Source organism: Burkholderia sp. L27(2015), assembly GCF_009765705.1.
Lineage (GTDB): Bacteria > Pseudomonadota > Gammaproteobacteria > Burkholderiales > Burkholderiaceae > LMUX01.
Map to the genome: position 1 here is coordinate 230,033 of NZ_LMUX01000017.1, position 17,072 is coordinate 247,104.

Genomic DNA, 17,072 nt, shown 5'->3' on the forward strand with positions numbered 1-17,072 from the left:
GGCACGCTGGACCGCTTTGTCAGGCATGATGCCCGGATTTCAACAAGGTTTTGCTCAGCACCGACAGCGCCGTGGCGGGCAGTTCACTCAACGTGCGCACCACCACCGCGTCGGGATAAAACGTGTCGACCGCGTCGTCGAGTATGCCGATGCCGATCAACTCGATGCCGCTTTTCGCAATCGCCTCGACGCGCGCATGCAAGTCGGTTCGCAAGATGGCGGGATTGCCATCGCCCGTGGCGGGATAACCGTCCGAGAGCACCATCAGGACACGCCGTTGCGCCGGATGTTCGGCCAAGCGACCGGCCGCCCAGGCCAGGCACTCGCCATCGGGATTTTCGTGACCGCATTCGATCTGTGCGATGCCCGAAAGATCGGGCGAATCGAACCGCTTGTAGATGTGCAAGTCGAGCCGTTCGACCAAGCGGTTGTAGCCCCGCAGATCGCCGCCGGCAGCTTTGCGCGCTTCGAAGAGCGCGCGCATATCGGCCGATTCGATCGAACTGTAGCCGAGCACTTCGCATGCGAAATCGAGCTGGACAAGCGCGTCGGCGAGCGCCGCGGCACACAGACGCGCGAGTGCGATCTTGTCGCCGGCCATTGATCCGCTCAGGTCGAGCAGCAGCGTAATCGCGGTGTCGCGGCCTTTGCGCGCGCGTTTGACCTTGAACGGCGTCCGATAACCAGGCGCCGTGACCAGTTTGGCCAATGCGGACCGGTCGATTTCGCCGCGCTCCTGCTCGCGCCGCCAGTGTGTCCATTCATCGGCGCGCAATGCCCGTTCCAGCCGGGCTTTCAGTGCTCCGGTTTCGGCTCTGGCCGCCGCGCGCAGCCGCTGCCACGCCGAGGGGACACCCAGGCCGGTGAGGTCGGTAATGGTGTCGAATTCAGTCGACAAGGGAATCGACAAGATCGGCCGTTGATACACCGCCTGTTGCTGGGCGGCAGCGGCTGCGGCCTGAGGCGAGAGCTGGCTCACGCCGGGCGCAGACGCGCTCATGCCGATGGCTTCGCTGGTCTCGCTCTCCAGTGTCGAGCCCCCCGCGGGCGGCTCGACTAGCGGGTCACCTGCCAAGCTGCTGTCGTCGTCCTCATCGGAGTCATCAAGCTCGTCGTCGTCGAGCGCACCGCCTTGCTCGGCTTCAAAGCCGTGCGCGGCATCCGCCGACAGCATCATATTGTTGACGCGGCCGGCGCCCAGCGCACGCACGCGCTCGATGATCCGGCGTGCTGCATCCAGGCTCGCGCGCGTGGAGCCGCTGCGTTTCGCGTCAGCCAGCACATCCTGGATCGCGCTCAGGCCCGAATCGAGCGACGCGCTGGCGTAACGTGGTTGCATCGGCTCATCCCATAGCGCGCATTCGATCAACCACAGATAACGCGCACTCCACGAGAGAGAGTCCCATTTTGCGCTGGCCTGCGTATCCGCGTGGGCTCGCAGGCTACGCAAAAACCATTGCGCGCCGGGGTAATCGTGCAGCAACAATGTGCATACGCGCCGATCTTCGATAATTTGAGCGAGCCGCTGTTCCAGAGCGCGGCCGCGCTTCGCGAGCGCTTTCAATTCGGAATACTTGGCGCGCGCGACCAGCAAATCCAGGTACCCGACCAGCACATCGCGACCCGCTTCGTCGGTCGATTCCAGCTCGGGAATAATGATTTTCCCCGGCTCGACGCGCGGGCCGGTCGGGCTGAATACGATCTCCACGTCGTATTGACGCGTGAGCACGCGCGCAACCTTGGTGAGCGTGGACTCGAAGTCGAACCCGAGAAAGGGCTGCGTGGGACGCATGGCCGCTATTGCGCCGGCGCAATGTGCTGGCGTATCACGCTGCGTATCAATGCGGCGTCGGCAGGACTGACCTTGGCGTAAATGGTGGGGTCGGCCGCGCGTTCCGGGTCGCCGGTGCGTACCATCAATTGCGCCCAGTCGAGCAGGCGTCGCGTCGAAAATGCGCTGGCCAGATCCTCGCGCGCAAAAGCGGCGCGGCAGTCCGCGGCAATAGCCGCAAGCGTATGCGCCATCGGCATCGTCATGGCGGGCGCGAGCGTTTGCATCAACACTTGCGCCTCTTCTTGCGGCGATAGATAGTCAATCAGATACACGCGCCACCGATCGAGGAACGCTTCGTTCATCAGGTTCGAACCCTGGTACAAGTGCCGAAACTGGCTCATCGCGCCGACCGCATTGGCGGTGGCGAAAAGCCGGAAATTGGGGTGGGGCGCAACGATCTCGTTGCCCTTTTCCTTGAGCATCAGCCGGCCGGAGGTTTCGAGCACGGCGGTCAAAACCGCCAGGATCGCCGGTTCCGCAAAATCGATTTCGTCGATGATCAACCACGCCCCGGTGCGCATTGCCACCGGCAAGACGCCGTCGACCCAGACGGTTTCGCCGCCCTTGACCGTCCAGAATCCGACGAAGTCACCGATGGTCGTCTGACCGTTCATGTTGGAACGGATCACCCCGTAATGCGCTCGCGCCGCAACCTGTTCGATCAAACTGGTCTTGCCCGAGCCGGTATGGCCGATCAGCATGATGCGGCGATTTTCGACGATGTCTTCAATGATTTCGTCGAAACGCTCCGGGAACAGATACGCCGGATTCACCTGTGGCGTGAGCGGGCCGCCTGGGCCCATCGCGACATTGACGCCACCAATGGCGACTTGTCGGGAGCTGGCGGAGGATCCTTCAAGCGTGCCGGCGAAGGGTCCCTTAAGCGTGCCGGTGGAGGATGTGTCATGCGCGCCGGCCTGTGCCGCGGCGTGGCGTGCGCCTTGCGCCAAAGCATGCAGTCGCGCAAGTTCGGGCATGAATCCGAGGTCCGGCGCCATCTCCGGCGACACCGCCTCGCCTTCACGCTGGAACCCTTCGCGCTGCCATTTGCGAAATTTCGCGATCAGGTTCTCGCTATCGACGACCGTTTCGATATCGACCGGGCCATTGTCGAAACCGTGCTCGATGCGAAACAGGCTATCGCGCTCGGATGGCGTGACGCGCCACCATTCATTGCGTCCGTCGTCCAAACGGACATAGCGTCCGTTCGGTTCTTCGAGCAGTTCCAGAGAAGTCTTGTTATTCATGGTGTCCGATTGCACGCGGTTAGGGCGGGGCGGCGGGGCGCTGCGATGGCGACTATTTTATCAGCCGGACCGCCGCTACGCGCGGCGCACGCCCAATCAGCAGGAATCTCGCGGCAGAACCGTCCTGATCTGTCCGATTCCATCAACCAGTTTGGCGCTTTTTGCCATGGCGCACCGTCGCTCGCGTTTCTATACTCCGCTTGGGCCTACCCGGCCCGATGCGTTGCCGCGGACACAATCCGCGGCGACACTTTTTCCCCATCTTATCCGGATGCACCATGAATTTCGAAACGACTCATACCATCAGCGCGCTCAACAACCGTCTGTTCGGCACCGGCGGCGACGCGGACCATGAAATGGTTACGCTGCGCAGCGACCCCATCTCGGGCCTGAAGACCATCATCGCGGTACACAGCACCGCCCGCGGGCCCGCGTTCGGCGGCTGCCGTTATTGGCACTACGCTTCGGACACTGCCGCCTTGCATGACGCGATGCGCCTGTCGCAAGGCATGAGCCTGAAAAACGCACTGGCCGATCTGCCGTTCGGTGGCGGCAAAGCGGTGATATTGAAGGGCATGGAGCCGGCCGATCGCGGCCAATTCTTCCGGGCTTTCGGGCGTGTGGTGGAATCGCTCAATGGCAGCTACATCACGGCTGAGGACGTCGGCACCACAGTGGCCGACATGCGCCATGTGCAAAGCCAAACCCACTTTGTCAGCGGAGTTACCCGCGAGCAAGCATTCGGCGGCGATCCATCGCCCAAGACCGCGCTGGGTGTGTTCGTATCAATTCAGGTCGCCGTGGGCAAGCTGCTCGGCCGCAGTACGCTCGAAGACGTCACGGTAGCCGTGCAAGGCCTGGGTTCGGTTGGCTGGACCTTGTGCGAATTGTTGCGCGCTGCCGGCGCAATTTTGACCGTGTCCGACATCGATGCTACGCGAGCCGAACGGGCTCGCGAAAAATTCGCGGCACGCGCCGTGCCGCCCGGTGAAATCCTGATACAACCGGTTGACGTGCTGGCACCTTGTGCATTGGGCGGGGCGCTGAACGATCAGACCGCGCAGACCGTGCGTGCACGCATCATCGCGGGTGCGGCCAACAACCAGTTGAGCCATGCCGATATCGATGGAGTGCTGCACGCACGAGGCATTTTTTATGCACCTGACTTTCTGGTCAATGCCGGCGGCATTATCAGCGTCGCCCGGGAGTGGCTGGGGCAGGGCGACGAAGCCTCGGTGACAGCCGAAGTGATGCGCATAGGCGAGCGCCTGGCCGAACTGATCGACCGAATCCACGGCGGCAGTACCGCCCCTGCACGCGAAGCCGAAGACTGGGCGCGCTCCAAACTGGCGGCCGCGTCGCTCGGCTAGTCTGGCAGATGGCCGCGCCGATCTGCATCTGCGCGCGGCTCTGCCTCGCTGGCGGGCAAAGCTGCAGGCGGGCCAAATTCGTGCCAACCTCGCGCAAAACTCGCCGCGCTCAGGAAATCTTAATTGACACTATGATGGTCGAACCAATTTTCCTGAACCGCATAACGTGCACGATTGAGCCGCACTGCATCATCGCTGGGCGGGTAGTTCGCTTCCGTGCTCGGAACCAAGCCCGCTTTTTCTGCTTGAACCAGTTCCTGCATCACTTGAGCTCGGGTCTTGCCCGCCGGCGCCGCGTCGTAGGAGACGTTCGGATTGACGGGCACCGAGACGGCGAGATTACTCGTTTGGGCTACAGCCAACGTGGAGACAGCGAAAAGTGCAGCGGTCAATAAAGCGCGTTTCATGACAAATCCATTCAGTGGTTTCGATGTTTGCTTCGATCCGATCAGATCGGATGAAATCAATGACGCGGAGTATGACCTAGCCGAGAAGCGCATGAAATACGCTTTTAGTGAATGGTGTATTGCGCTTTTTGAAAGAGATGCCACGCCGACGACGATACGCCGTCGGTTTCTGAATTCAACGAGAGCGCAGCAGAAATCTAGTGCTTCCGCCGGTCCATTAATGACATTTTTATGTAAAAAATAGATTAGGATAACTTATATAGGTGACAACCTGATCGGCTTCTTCTGCCGACCAGGCCAGTGATTTACTCGGAATCAACCTTGCCGATGAATTTGGCGAGGGAATCGCCGTCGTGCACGCCATCGAGCAACGCCGCAAAAGCCTGCGAAGCGACACTTCGATACGCACCTTTTCGGCTGAGCAGCGCGACGGTACGCGAGGGCAACGTAGCCGACGACTCGACATGATTGAGCGCGCCGTGTTCGCGAGCAATCGCATCAGGCAGGATAGTGGCCATGCGCCCATAACGAACGATGTTGACGACCGCACTGATCGAGTTTGCCTCGACCGTGATTTTCGGCGAGAGTCGATGCGACTGAAAATAGGCATCGATATGCGCGCGCGTAGCGAAATCCCGGGTAAGGAGAGCCAAAGGGGCATCGGCCAATTCTTGCGGCGACACCGTGGTGCCCTTGCGCGCGAACGGATGACCTTTGCCGACGACGATGGTGAGTTTCTCGTCAAATAAGGCCCGGACTTCGATCTCGTCGGAGCGTACAGACGCGAATCCAATACCCAAGTCGACGCGGTCATCGCTGAGCGCCAGCTCAATGCTGTCGAGCGTCATTTCGCACACGCTCAAGGTAATCCCCGGATACTTGGCGCTAAAGCGTTCAACCAAGGGTGCGACGAGATATTCGGTGAACGTAGGGGTCATGGCGAGTCTGAGCTCCCCGTGGGACAAATCCCTTACGTCGAGAATGGCATGCCGCCCCGCTTCAAGGTCCACCAGTGCGCGGCGTGCATACTCGATGTACACGGTGCCCATATCGGTGGGCCGTACCGTGCGACCGGTTCGATCGAATAGCTGGACGCCGAGGGTCTCTTCAAGTTGTTTGATCTGCTGCGACAACGCCGGTTGAGATACGTGCAATGCCTCCGACGCTCGCGTGAAATTGCGGTGTTCCGCGACCGCAAGCATATAGCGGATATGACGAAGTATCACTGTAACGTCCCATAAGCGTGATTGACGTCGCAATTGTAGACGGGTCTTGCACCCAATGCGCAGACCCGGTATTCGATCAGTAAGGCTTGTTCGGCAAGAACTTTCCGTTCAACGTGATCACGGCACGTTCACCGCCATCGGGGTCTGCCTCAACTTTGAAGTCCAGCTTGAAGTTGATCGCACTGATGATGCCGTCGCCGAGCTTCTCGTGAACAAGTGCCTTGAGCGTCGTGCCGTAGATCTGGACCATTTCATAGAAACGATAGATCGTCGGATCGGTCGGAATACCATTCGGGATACTGCCGCGCATCGGGATCGCTTGCAGCAAGGCCACCGCGTCGGCGTCCAGGCCCAGGCGCTCGCCGACGATCTTGGCGGCTTTTTCCGGCAAGGCGTGCTGGCCCAGCAAAGCCGCGGTCACATAGGCAATGCTCAGGCCCGTGCCTTCCGAGAGTTCCTGGAACGATAGGTCTTTACGCGCCTTGGCCTCGACGACAACAGCGGTCAGGTCTTGGCGGGGGATTTGGGAGAATTGTGATTGCAACATGATATTTCCTTTGGGGTTAAAAAATTAAGGTGAAGCTGTCACGCGACGTCAACACGAGGTCAACGCGAACGTCAATGCCTAGGTAAGGTGGGCAACGATAATAATCAGGCCGTCACGGCTTCGCGCTGAAGCGAGGTCGCGGCGGTCAGCGGATGCTCGGCCAGCGAGACAAAACGATTGCTTTCGCCGTCGAGTGCGTCGATCGAGCCGGTTCCGATGTCATAGACCCAGCCGTGCAGGGTCAGGCGACCTTCTTCCAGGGCCAGCGCCACGGAAGGGTGGGTCTTGATGTTGGCCAACTGGGCGCGAATGTTTTCGCGGATCAGCGAATCGAGGCGGGCTTGCGGAGATGCGTGCTTGCGAGCGGCATTGACCACTTTGGCCGACTCGGCGTAGCGCAACCAATTCGCCACTGCGGGCATATGGTCCAGGCACTTGCAGGTGGAAATCGCGGTCATCGCGCCGCAATCGGAGTGACCGCAGATCACAATGTCGGTTACGCCCAAGCCGGCTACCGCATATTCGACAGTGGCCGACACGCCACCCGGCTCAGGACCATAGGACGGCACGATGTTGCCGGCGTTGCGAATCACGAAAAGATCGCCGGGCTCACGCTGAGTCAGCAACTCGGGGACCACTCTGCTGTCGGAGCAGGCGATGAACAGGGTGGTCGGTTCTTGCGATGTCGCGAGCTGTTTGAATAACTTCGAGCGTTGCGGGAAGGCGTCGCGTTGGAATTTTAGAAAGCCGTCGATGATGTCTTGCATGGTGTTCTCCTCGGTGATGAATCCAGGACTCAAGAATGGACCGACGGAGTTATAACGTCCAAGACTGGTTTTTTATTATGTCAATAAGCATCGCTTATATGCGGTTGATCAAGAAACCCGCTTCGAGTCCACGTTGCAGGCGGTATCGGGTGTAGATTAAGGGCGCGTCTCACTGACTTTGCGCAATGGAATGAAACCCATTCTCCGATTTCTCGCCGCGCTGCTCGTTAACGCAATATTGCCGTGGGTGACCTACCGCCTGATGGTTCCTCATGTGGGCGTGACATGGGCGCTGGCCGCGTCAGCACTGCCAATGCTCGCGTGGATATTCGCCATACTGGTCCGGTATCGCGAATTCGATGCTTTAAGCGCTACGCTGATCGCTTCTATTTGTCTTGCCATCGTGCTCATCGCATTCGATCACCCGACGCGGCCGCTGCTCCCGCGGGAACCGGTGATCCGCGGCATTATCGGCATTGCGTTTTTGTTGTCGCTGGCGCTGCGACGACCGCTCATCTATTACCTCGCGCGCAGCACCCTGGTGCGCGAGCATGGCGCGCGGGGCGATCGCTTCGAGACACTATGGAACACCCGAGCCGAGTTTCGGCATGCGCTTCGGATCATGACGGCTGTCTGGGGCGCGGGCCTTCTTCTGGAAGATTTGCTGCGCACGGTGATCAGTCAAGCATGGGCGGACGCGAGGGCGCCACTGCTGTCGACGTCCTTGAGCTATGCGATATATGGCTGCCTCGCGGTCTGGACGACCTTGTATCGGCGACGCATTACTCGTCAAAGGGATCACAGCGATGTGCCAGCGTAGGCGGGCATGGGTCCGCAGACTGAACGGATATCAGCGGAAATGAGCGTACCAGTGGTCTATATGTCCCATTTACACGAACACGCCATGAAACACGGGGGAAGCTACCTATACTGGCAGGGAAATTGCTTAGTGGATTGATTGGCGGAAACGACGCCCACTTACGCCACACTCGTTTCAGCCACCGCCCCGGATTGCCGCGGTCGATCGGAAATCGTCGACGGAGCAATCGAAAGAAGGACGCATGTAATGAATGTAAAAATTGCACGACACCTACTGTACGTGTCCAGGGCTCCAGACCCGGATCTGCTCGCTCTTCTAACCGAACGAGGCTGGACGGTTTCAACAGCGGAATCGTTACGCGATGCGCAGCGGCTGATCGCCCACGTTGCGCCTACGGTGGGTTTATTCGATTTCTACAGCGGTTACACGATAGAGCAGGTTGCCTCGTTCGAAAGCATTTTTACCGAGCCGGGCATGGGCTGGATTACGACGGTATCGCGGGCCCAGCGCACGCAAAGCCAAGCGCAGCGTTTGATCCAGCTGCATTTTTTCGATTTCGTCACATTGCCTGGCGCCTTGCGGCATGTGGTCGACGCCATCGATCATGCGTATGCCATGATCGCGCTCGATATGACCGGCAGCGAAGGGGCACAATTCCACGATACCGACATGATCGGGACCTGCAATGCCATGCAGGGTTTGTTCCGAACCATAGGCAAAGTCGCCAATACAGACGCCCCGGTGCTGGTGTGCGGGGAATCCGGGACCGGCAAGGAATTGACTGCCGCGGCGATCCATAAGCGTTCGCTGCGCTGCAAAGGGCCGTTTGTCGCCATCAACTGCGGTGCGATTCCTCACTCGTTGCTGCAATCCGAGCTGTTCGGTTATGAACGCGGCGCGTTTACCGGCGCCCAGCACCGCCAGATAGGGCATGTCGAATCGGCACATGGCGGCACGCTGTTTCTCGACGAAATTGGCGATCTGCCGCTCGAAAGCCAGGTGAGCCTCCTGCGTTTCCTGCAGGAGCGCAAGATCCAGCGTTTGGGTTCGCATGAAACCGTTCCGGTGGACGTGCGAGTGGTCTCCGCAACCCACGTCGATCTGGATGAGGCCGTGCGGCTCGGTACCTTTCGTGCCGATCTGTACCACAGGCTGTGCGTATTGCGGCTCGTGGAGCCGCCGCTGCGGGAGCGCGGCAAAGATATCGAAATCCTCGCGTACCACATGCTCGAACGGTTTCGTTCCGATAGCCCGCGCCGTATTCGCGGCTTTTCGGCGCCGGCAATTCGAGCGCTCTATAGCTATAAATGGCCGGGCAATGTTCGTGAACTGATCAATCGCGTCAGACGCGCCATCATCATGACCGAGGGGCGCATCATCACGCCTGACGATCTCGGGCTCGAGCATTGCCAGGATGAGCCGGCGCTTACGCTCATCGATGCGCGCGAAGCCGCCGAGCGTCACACGATCGAAGAAGCGCTGGCGCGTCATCCCAATCACCTGAGCGTAGCGGCCGAGGAGCTCGGCGTGTCCCGCGCGACGCTGTATCGCTTGATGCACACTCATGGATTGCGAGTGAGCGGGCGGGAAGCCCCGACGGAACACCCGTCCTCCGAAGAGGGGGCCCGCGCGGGGCCAATCTCCGACGAATTCACGGTCAAACGGTCGAAAAAAGACGGCTTGGACGCAGGCCCTTTACATCCGACTCCGAGCGGTGAGATCCAGCTCTAACCGCACTATCGCCGTGACCCTCGCCGCCCAGGCTCCGCTTAGGCTGGTCAATCTAGGCTCGTCAATCTATGCCCGTCAATCTTTTAGCCGACTTGCCGACTCCTGGCACCACAACCGCACAAGAAACATTCGAAGACATCCTGAGCCGTCCGGGCGTGCGCATCGAGCGCATCGTTTCGACCGGGCAATGCAGCCCCGACGGTTATTGGTATGACCAGCCGCATGGCGAGTGGGTCGTCGTGCTGGTCGGCTCCGCCGGTTTGGCATTTGACGGGGATCCTGAAGTACGCGTCATGCATGCCGGCGATTTCGTCGATATTCCCCCGCATCGCCGTCATCGCGTTGTATGGACCGACGGCGACACGCCGACGGTCTGGCTCGCGGTGCACTACGGCGTATCCTGATCCGTTTTCTTCGTGTTCGTGTCGCAGATGTTCGGACCTAGCCGGTTCGGAACGCGCCTCATGCCTGCTTGCTTTATCATATGACTCGTCGTCAAAAGTCGGAACTGTAGCCCCGGCAGAGCGAATCGAGGAGTGTTTGATTGAAAGCAGGAAGGAACGATCCGTGCCCGTGCGGCAGTGGCGAGAAATACAAGAAATGCTGCCAAGGTAAGACCGAGGGGATGGGCCCGGCACGCCAGGATGTGCCATCCACTTCCGCGACTCAATCGGCTCCGGCAGCCGTCGCATTCAATGCGCTCGCGGCCTTGTTCAATGCCGGTCGCCACGTCGACCTGGAAAACCAGACGCGTCTACTGCTAGAACAGTATCCTGACTCGGGATTGCTATGGAAGGTGTTGGGAGCAGCCCTGCAGGCGCAGGGCAAGGACGCACTCGCGGCACTGCGAAGAACAACGGAATTGCTGCCCGATGATGCCGATGCGCACAATAACCTGGGCAATCTCCTGCGCAACCTCAAGCACGCTGAAGAGGCTGCGGCAAGCTGTCGGATAGCGCTATCGATCAAGCCCGATTTTGCCGAGGCGCACAGCAATCTCGGCAATGCGTTGAAAGATCTCGGGCAGCTCGACGATGCGGTGGCCTGCTATCGCGTGGCCTTGCAGATCAAACCGGCATATGCAATCGCACACTTTAACCTAGGCAATGTTTTGAGAGACCTGGGGCAGTTCGGCGATGCGGTGGCAAGCTATCGCCATGCGGTGAGCATCAACTCAGATTTTTTTCAGGCGCACAGCAACCTGGGCAACGTTCTCTTACGCAATCTCGGGCAACTCGACGACGCCTTGATCAGCTACGGCAGGGCGATCGAAATCCAGCCGAATCTCGCCGTGGCGTATAACAATCTGGGCAACGCGCTCAAAGAGGCCGCTCGGCTCGATGAGGCCATTGCCTGCTTTCGTCGTGCCGTGGCGCTCAGCCCGCATGATATGCAATCGCGCAGCAATCTGCTCTTTACGCTCAGCTTCCATCCTGCCTTCGACGAACGAGCCATCTTGGCGGAAGCGAAACAGTTTTCTTACGCCGATTCGTGCGCGGACGGCATGCCGAGATTTCGCCGGGCCAACTCGGACAATCGCCGCGAAGACTTGCCACAGCGGCGCTTGCGCATCGGCTACGTTTCACCCGACTTCAGAAGTCATTGCCAATCGTTGTTCACGATGCCGCTGCTCTCGAATCATGACCATGCGCAATTCGAAATCTATTGCTATGCCGATCTGAGACAGCCCGATGAAGTCAGTCGCCGTCTGCGCAGCCACGCCGACGTATGGCGCTCCACCCATTTGAAAAGTGATGCGCAACTGGCAGAAATGATCGTCGAGGATGGCATCGATATCCTGGTCGACTTGACGATGCATATGGATAACGGCCGGCCCATGTTGTTTGCCAGCAAGCCCGCACCGGTGCAGGTCGCCTGGCTGGCTTATCCGGGAACCACAGGCATTCCAGCCATCGATTACCGACTGACCGACCCCTGGCTGGATCCCGCCGAGCTTGGCGACGATCGTTACACGGAGACGTCGATCCGGCTTCCCGACACCTTCTGGTGCTACGACCCACTGGCATCCGCGGGGATATCCGCGGGAATGTCTAATTTGGCACCGAACGACTTGCCGGCACTGTCGTCGGGATTTATCACCTTTGGGTGTCTGAATAATTTCTGCAAGGTGTCCGACAGCACCTTGCATCAATGGGGAAGGGTGATGGCGCGGGTTCCGTCGTCGCGGCTAATCCTGTTAGCTGCGGTCGGACAGCACCGCCAGCGCGTGCTCGAGATCCTCGCTCAATACGGGGTCGCCGCGCAACGTATCGAATTCGTCGAATACCGACCGCGAGTGCAATATCTGCAAACGTATCATCGCATCGACGTGTGCCTCGACACCTTGCCCTCTAACGGACATACCACCAGCCTGGACGCCTATTGGATGGGTGTGCCGGTGGTCACCCAGATCGGCCGTACAGTAGTCGGAAGGGCGGGATGGAGTCAACTCAACAACCTGGACCTGACGGAGCTTGTCGCGTTGGACGAGCAGTCATTCATCGATATCGCTGTCACGCTCGCGGCCGATTTGCCTCGGCTGGCTGAGCTACGCCGCACGTTGCGCGGTCGTTTTGAAGCTAGCCCACTGATGAATGGAAAACGCTTCGCCACGGCCATTGAAGCGGTGTATCGCGAAATCGCGCTTCGATCACCGCGTATCGATACGACCGCCGCGTCGGACTTGATCGGCAATTTTTAAGTGTCAATTGACGGTGGAAAGGACCGTCAACTGTAGCGTTTGCCGAAACGTGAAACCCAATTTCTCGTATAAAGCGATCGCCGACTGATTGTCGCTGAATACGTGCAGGAAGGGCACCTCACCGCGTTCTAGAATGTCATTCGACAACGCCGTGATCAGAGCGTAGGGATATCCGCGTCCGCGATAGTCAGGATGGGCACACACCGCGCTGATCTCGGTGTAACCCTCCAGGCGCATGCGTTCCCCAACCATCGCGACAAGTTTGCCGTTGTCCCGAATGCCTAAGTAGCTACCGAGTTCATGGGTTCGTAGGGCAAACGGCCCAGGCTTCGTCAGCTCAACAAGCGCCATCATTTCATGCGCGTCGGGCGCACCAAGTGGCTCGATCAGCGAACGATCGACGAATCCGCGCGTTGTCGGTCCAACCATTTGCTCCAGGGTTTTCTTGAGAACGATCTCGAATTGCGCGGGCGGCGCAAGTTCGCCGACGAGTTCGTCAACGGTAAACAACGCAAGCTGATCGCCAGGAATCAGCGGCAGTCGCGTCAACGAGGCCAAGCTCGCAGCCGACGTGTCACGCATTGCCGCGAAGCGGGCGATCTCGACCGGATAGCGCCGGGCCAGCTCGTCGCCTTGGGCGAGCGAACGGTGCCTCGAAGTCAGTGCAGACCAGATGACGTTATCCAGCACGTGGGCAGAGGTAGGCGTATTCAGGGCAACAGAATCTGTTGAAGCGGTATTTATCATCGACACGGCTAATTCCTTTGCATAGAGCCCTGCATCATGAACCGGGTGGCCCAGATGTGGCAAGCAAAGCCGCAACGTCGCGCGAAGGTGTAAACCTCGCACGACGCCGCTACGCCCGGATTTCCGACTCGTCTTACTTTTTGCTGCTGAAAACGGGCGCACCCCACGGTGCGCCGATCGTGCCGCCATCGACGACGATCTCCGCAGCCGTTATCCCTGACGCTCCATCCGATGCGAGGAACAGTACCGCTTGCGCGACTTCCTCAGGGCCGGCCAGACGCGCCATCGGAATGCGTGGTGCAAACGCTTGCTCCGTGCCTTCCAGGGTTGCGCCGGCGCGCGCACCACGCGTCCAGATCGGCGTGCTCGTGGCGCCTGGAATCACGGTGTTCACGCGAATGCCGCGCTGCACGAGTTCTGACGCAAACACCTTCGCCATGCCGGTGATGCCGGCCTTCGACGCAGAGTAGGCGGCGGACCCCACCGAACCCAACTCGCGCATGACTGAGCCGTTCAACACGATGGCGCCGCCGGCGGACATCAATGGCAGCGCCGATTGAACCGTGAGGAAGACCGCGGTGAGATTGGTACGCAGGATAGCCTCGAACGCCGCTGCGCTTGTGCCGCCAAGCGGCGTTGGCCCGGAAATTCCGGCATTGGCGAAAACGATATCGAGCGAACCGTATGCCTGTTTGACTTGCTCGATCATCGCATCGATAGCCGCCGGATCGTCAAGATCGGCGTGGATCGCGAGCGCGCGATCGCCGAGCTCCAAAGCTGCCGCATCGAGTTTGGCGCGATCGCGGCCGGTGATGGCCACACGGCCGCCTTCGGCGATCATGAGTTTGGCGACCGTAAAACCGATGCCGCTGTTTCCGCCGGTGATCAAGGCGGTCTTGTCAGTAAAACGCATGGTACTTCTCCTGGATGTTTGGGCCGCGCGGTTGCGGCGAATAGCGCGCGTCGGCTGCCGACGCGCAAACGGGGCATTACTTGCCGGTCAAATACCGCGAGGCCGGCTTGCCACTTTGGGACGCAGCAAACAGCGCCGTGCGTGCTGCGTCATATGCCGCGAACAGCTGACTGTCTTCCACCGAGGGCAGCGTAATGGTCTCGCCTTGGTCGAGTCCGGCGAGAGCGGCATCGACGCACGCTTCAGGGGACATGATGGAGGCCGAGTCGAGCTGTTCCAATGGAACACCTGAGATTTCCCAGATGTCGGTCGCGGTGGCTGACGGCAGAACGAGCTGTACCACGACCCCGGTTCCGGCGACCTCTTCTTGAAGCCCGCGCGTGAAATTCTGGACGTAGCCCTTGGTACCACTGTAGATGCTGCTGATCGGCAGCGTGTGGAAACCCAGCACGGAGCCGATGTTAATGAGCACACCGTGGTTGCGTTCCTTGAATGCCGGCAAGATCGCATGACTGAGGCGGGCCAGCGCTGTCACATTCACATTAGTCATGGATTCAAGCTGCGCCGTTGCCGCGCTGGCGACGGAGCCCAAGGTCGATGTGCCGGCATTGTTGACCACCAGGGTGATGGTCTTGTCGCTGGTGATGGCCAAGGCGACACGTTCCAAATCTGCTGCGACGCCCAGGTCGGCTACGACGGAGCGCACGGCCACGCCGTAGTCGGCACGTAGCGATTTCGCGAGCGTTTCTAATCGGTCGCCGCGGCGTGCCACGAGTATCAGGTTGTAGCCTCGTTTGGCCAAACGGTCGGCATAAATCTTCCCCAGGCCAGCAGACGCGCCCGTCACCACTGCGGTGCCTTGGGTTGCGGAGAAGGTTGAGGAAGAATCGGTCACGCTTGCGCCGTTATCGTGTGTGGAATTGCTCATCGTATTTCCCGTCCATAACTAATGCGGTTGAACAGTGCTACGGCGGCGATGAAGGGCGGGATTCGCCGAACCGCTGGCGTCTGGTCCGAGCCCATTTCGTCGCCTAACATGACAGACATCATGCTTAAGCACGGTAAGCATGACGACCGTCATGCTTTGACTGAACGAAGCATGATGTATATAATGTTTAATGTCAATAGCGTTTTATCCAAAAATAAATGGGGGTAGGCATGCGGTACCCGGCATCTGAAACAGCAGAAAAACACGTGCGAATTCTGGATGCGGCCGCGCGCCTGTTCCGCGAGCGCGGATCGGCCGGCGTCAGCGTCAGCGAGATCATGCAAGCCACCGGCTTGACGCATGGCGCGTTTTATAACCATTTCGCGTCGAAAGACGCGTTGATGGCGGAAAGCCTTGCTCATGCCTCGTCTAAATCGCTGAAGGATTTGACTCGGGCGCAGCAGTCACCAGAGGAAATGATCGCCTACGTGCAGAAGTACTTGAGCGCGGCGCATCGCGACACACCGGGCGAGGGATGTCTGATGACTGCGCTCGGCTCGGAGATTCCTCGTGAACCCATGGCGCAATCGGGATTCACCGCCTACGTTAGAACGACTATCGAGAAGCTGACCGCGCATTTTCCATGGCCGTCAAAGCGTTCCGCGAGGCGTGACTCGATTCGCATGTTGTCGACGATGGTGGGGGCCGTCATATTGGCACGCGCGGTGAATGACGCGGAGCTGTCGGACGAGATCCTGCGGGAGGTACGTGCTGCGATCTAGTATATCCAGGCTGCATTCAAAGCCGAAGATTCGACATTGCGAGCGGCGAACCTTCTCGCCCATGCATGGCCAGCACCATATTCTGCATGGAGTCCACCGATTTTTTTCAATATCCACCCCCTTATTTTTGGAACACCTGCCGCCGAATCAGTGTGGTACTCTTTTTCCAGAAGCCTCGTTTGTTGATGTCATTTTTTAGGACTGGTTGCAATGAGATAATTCAGGATAACTAATTAAATCGCCGTTTTCTTTTTATTGGAGGAGAAAATGATGTTGATTTTCAAAGTGTTTGTACTGACCACTCTGGCTGTTGCATGTGCCTGTGCTTCGGCTCAATCGGTAACGGTGTCCGTGACCGGCAGGATAAGGCCGGGCGCATGCGTTCCCACCCTCGCAAGTGACGGGGCGTTCGACTACAGTAATATTTCGTCGGATGCGCTGCGCGGCAGTGCCATCACTCAACTACAGGAAAAGACGGCGACCTTCGCGGTCAAATGTTCGGCTCCGACTAAAGTCGGTTTCCGGGTACTCGACAATCAACCGGGGACTGCGGCTTGGGTCTCGCTAAGGGCGGCGGGTTCAGATGACCATCCGGCGTTCGGCTTAGGTACTGTCGACGGCAAGAACGTGGGCGCCTATGCGATGACGATGGACTCGTTCGAGGCCGATGGCAATCCGGGAACCGGACTGGTTTCAACGAATGGCAGCACTTGGACTTCAAGCCGTATCACTGGGATGGGCAATAGTGCGTCGACCCTATACAGTATTGCGGCGGCCAGCGAGACGATTCCTATGGCGCATACTACATTCACCAGCGTTCTGCGAGTGCAAGCCTCGATCGATCGCGCGGCCAACCTGCCGGCTCTGACGAGCGACGTGCTGCTGAATGGACAGGCCACGATCAGTCTGGTCTATTTGTAGAGCGCGCCTGTCGCCAGTGCGTGGCGGATTGATGCTGCGCATGGACTCATGCGTGCAAACCGAGGGGCCAGGTGAGGGCTGTTAGCCGCCTTGCTTGCGCTCAACGCGTGGCGATACGGAAGGCGTAAATG

At 59.3% G+C, this 17,072-nt stretch carries 17 protein-coding genes; 8 read left to right on the forward strand and 9 right to left on the reverse strand.

Translation table 11 applies throughout. From position 1 onward, the window contains the following. Positions 1-19 precede the first annotated feature (19 nt). Together GSQ77_RS14560 and GSQ77_RS14565 are read right to left on the reverse strand one after the other, a co-directional pair. Positions 20-1,792 (reverse strand): cobalamin biosynthesis protein CobT, encoded by a 1,773-nt coding sequence (locus GSQ77_RS14560; RefSeq protein WP_158903422.1) that lies wholly within the window; start codon positions 1,790-1,792, stop codon positions 20-22. Between the two features lie 5 nt (positions 1,793-1,797). Continuing rightward, complete coding sequence (locus GSQ77_RS14565; protein ID WP_158903424.1) at positions 1,798-3,081, reverse strand: AAA family ATPase; 1,284 nt, start codon at positions 3,079-3,081, stop codon at positions 1,798-1,800. 278 nt (positions 3,082-3,359) lie between these two features. On the opposite strand from GSQ77_RS14565, the gene GSQ77_RS14570 reads away from it, so the two are divergent. After that, positions 3,360-4,451 carry a Glu/Leu/Phe/Val dehydrogenase gene (locus GSQ77_RS14570; protein WP_158903426.1) on the forward strand — a complete coding sequence of 364 codons (1,092 nt, stop codon included), beginning with the start codon at positions 3,360-3,362 and terminating at the stop codon, positions 4,449-4,451. Positions 4,452-4,570: 119 nt separating this feature from the next. Here the strand turns inward: GSQ77_RS14570 and GSQ77_RS14575 are convergent, their stop codons facing one another. Continuing rightward, complete coding sequence (locus tag GSQ77_RS14575; protein ID WP_254067626.1) at positions 4,571-4,858, reverse strand: DUF4148 domain-containing protein; 288 nt, start codon at positions 4,856-4,858, stop codon at positions 4,571-4,573. On the opposite strand from GSQ77_RS14575, the gene GSQ77_RS29185 reads away from it, so the two are divergent. Beyond that, a complete protein-coding gene (locus GSQ77_RS29185; protein ID WP_174246438.1) occupies positions 4,857-5,102 on the forward strand; it encodes a hypothetical protein in 246 nt (81 codons plus the stop codon). The two genes, GSQ77_RS14575 and GSQ77_RS29185, sit on opposite strands and share 2 nt — an antisense overlap. 61 nt (positions 5,103-5,163) lie before the next feature. On the opposite strand, the gene cynR is transcribed toward GSQ77_RS29185, so the two are convergent. The 3 genes from cynR to GSQ77_RS14590 form a co-directional block, all read right to left on the reverse strand. Then, positions 5,164-6,084 (reverse strand): transcriptional regulator CynR, encoded by a 921-nt coding sequence (cynR, locus tag GSQ77_RS14580; RefSeq protein WP_158903428.1) that lies wholly within the window; start codon positions 6,082-6,084, stop codon positions 5,164-5,166. A 76-nt stretch (positions 6,085-6,160) separates the two neighbouring features. Beyond that, entirely contained in the window at positions 6,161-6,631 is a 471-nt protein-coding gene (gene cynS / locus GSQ77_RS14585; protein ID WP_158903430.1) for a cyanase, read from the reverse strand. Between the two features lie 104 nt (positions 6,632-6,735). Beyond that, positions 6,736-7,398 (reverse strand): carbonic anhydrase, encoded by a 663-nt coding sequence (locus tag GSQ77_RS14590; RefSeq protein ID WP_158903432.1) that lies wholly within the window; start codon positions 7,396-7,398, stop codon positions 6,736-6,738. A 190-nt stretch (positions 7,399-7,588) separates the two neighbouring features. Between GSQ77_RS14590 and GSQ77_RS14595 the strand changes: the two genes are divergently transcribed. From GSQ77_RS14595 to GSQ77_RS14610, 4 genes are all read left to right on the forward strand, one after another. Further along, positions 7,589-8,218, forward strand: coding sequence for a VC0807 family protein (locus GSQ77_RS14595; RefSeq protein ID WP_158903434.1), 630 nt, complete (start codon positions 7,589-7,591; stop codon positions 8,216-8,218). Positions 8,219-8,464: 246 nt separating this feature from the next. Further along, a complete protein-coding gene (locus GSQ77_RS14600) occupies positions 8,465-9,949 on the forward strand; it encodes a sigma-54 dependent transcriptional regulator (RefSeq protein ID WP_158903436.1) in 1,485 nt (494 codons plus the stop codon). 68 nt (positions 9,950-10,017) lie between these two features. Then, positions 10,018-10,353, forward strand: coding sequence for a cupin domain-containing protein (locus GSQ77_RS14605; protein WP_158903438.1), 336 nt, complete (start codon positions 10,018-10,020; stop codon positions 10,351-10,353). 140 nt (positions 10,354-10,493) lie between these two features. Continuing rightward, the gene (locus GSQ77_RS14610) at positions 10,494-12,650 is read left to right on the forward strand and encodes a tetratricopeptide repeat protein (protein ID WP_158903440.1); all 2,157 of its coding nucleotides are present in this window, start codon (positions 10,494-10,496) and stop codon (positions 12,648-12,650) included. A 3-nt stretch (positions 12,651-12,653) separates the two neighbouring features. Here GSQ77_RS14610 and GSQ77_RS14615 read toward each other — a convergent pair whose 3' ends face one another. The 3 genes from GSQ77_RS14615 to GSQ77_RS14625 form a co-directional block, all read right to left on the reverse strand. Then, entirely contained in the window at positions 12,654-13,397 is a 744-nt protein-coding gene (locus GSQ77_RS14615; RefSeq protein ID WP_158903918.1) for a GNAT family N-acetyltransferase, read from the reverse strand. A gap of 133 nt (positions 13,398-13,530) precedes the next feature. Then, the gene (locus GSQ77_RS14620) at positions 13,531-14,310 is read right to left on the reverse strand and encodes an SDR family NAD(P)-dependent oxidoreductase (protein ID WP_158903442.1); all 780 of its coding nucleotides are present in this window, start codon (positions 14,308-14,310) and stop codon (positions 13,531-13,533) included. Positions 14,311-14,386: 76 nt separating this feature from the next. Further along, complete coding sequence (locus tag GSQ77_RS14625) at positions 14,387-15,238, reverse strand: SDR family oxidoreductase (protein WP_158903444.1); 852 nt, start codon at positions 15,236-15,238, stop codon at positions 14,387-14,389. A 266-nt stretch (positions 15,239-15,504) separates the two neighbouring features. Between GSQ77_RS14625 and GSQ77_RS14630 the strand changes: the two genes are divergently transcribed. Both GSQ77_RS14630 and GSQ77_RS14635 read left to right on the forward strand, forming a co-directional pair. Further along, a complete protein-coding gene (locus tag GSQ77_RS14630) occupies positions 15,505-16,020 on the forward strand; it encodes a TetR/AcrR family transcriptional regulator (protein WP_254067627.1) in 516 nt (171 codons plus the stop codon). Between the two features lie 270 nt (positions 16,021-16,290). Beyond that, complete coding sequence (locus GSQ77_RS14635) at positions 16,291-16,941, forward strand: DUF1120 domain-containing protein (RefSeq protein ID WP_158903448.1); 651 nt, start codon at positions 16,291-16,293, stop codon at positions 16,939-16,941. Positions 16,942-17,072 lie beyond the last annotated feature (131 nt).

Coding starts and splice junctions, on each gene's coding strand:
- GSQ77_RS14560 (WP_158903422.1), bottom strand. CDS start 1,792: ATGCGTCCCACGCAGCCCTTTCTCGGGTTCGACTTCGAGTCCACGCTC.
- GSQ77_RS14565 (WP_158903424.1), bottom strand. CDS start 3,081: ATGAATAACAAGACTTCTCTGGAACTGCTCGAAGAACCGAACGGACGC.
- GSQ77_RS14570 (WP_158903426.1), top strand. CDS start 3,360: ATGAATTTCGAAACGACTCATACCATCAGCGCGCTCAACAACCGTCTG.
- GSQ77_RS29185 (WP_174246438.1), top strand. CDS start 4,857: ATGACAAATCCATTCAGTGGTTTCGATGTTTGCTTCGATCCGATCAGA.
- GSQ77_RS14575 (WP_254067626.1), bottom strand. CDS start 4,858: ATGAAACGCGCTTTATTGACCGCTGCACTTTTCGCTGTCTCCACGTTG.
- cynS (WP_158903430.1), bottom strand. CDS start 6,631: ATGTTGCAATCACAATTCTCCCAAATCCCCCGCCAAGACCTGACCGCT.
- GSQ77_RS14590 (WP_158903432.1), bottom strand. CDS start 7,398: ATGCAAGACATCATCGACGGCTTTCTAAAATTCCAACGCGACGCCTTC.
- GSQ77_RS14595 (WP_158903434.1), top strand. CDS start 7,589: ATGAAACCCATTCTCCGATTTCTCGCCGCGCTGCTCGTTAACGCAATA.
- GSQ77_RS14600 (WP_158903436.1), top strand. CDS start 8,465: ATGAATGTAAAAATTGCACGACACCTACTGTACGTGTCCAGGGCTCCA.
- GSQ77_RS14605 (WP_158903438.1), top strand. CDS start 10,018: ATGCCCGTCAATCTTTTAGCCGACTTGCCGACTCCTGGCACCACAACC.
- GSQ77_RS14615 (WP_158903918.1), bottom strand. CDS start 13,397: ATGATAAATACCGCTTCAACAGATTCTGTTGCCCTGAATACGCCTACC.
- GSQ77_RS14620 (WP_158903442.1), bottom strand. CDS start 14,310: ATGCGTTTTACTGACAAGACCGCCTTGATCACCGGCGGAAACAGCGGC.
- GSQ77_RS14625 (WP_158903444.1), bottom strand. CDS start 15,238: ATGAGCAATTCCACACACGATAACGGCGCAAGCGTGACCGATTCTTCC.
- GSQ77_RS14635 (WP_158903448.1), top strand. CDS start 16,291: ATGTTGATTTTCAAAGTGTTTGTACTGACCACTCTGGCTGTTGCATGT.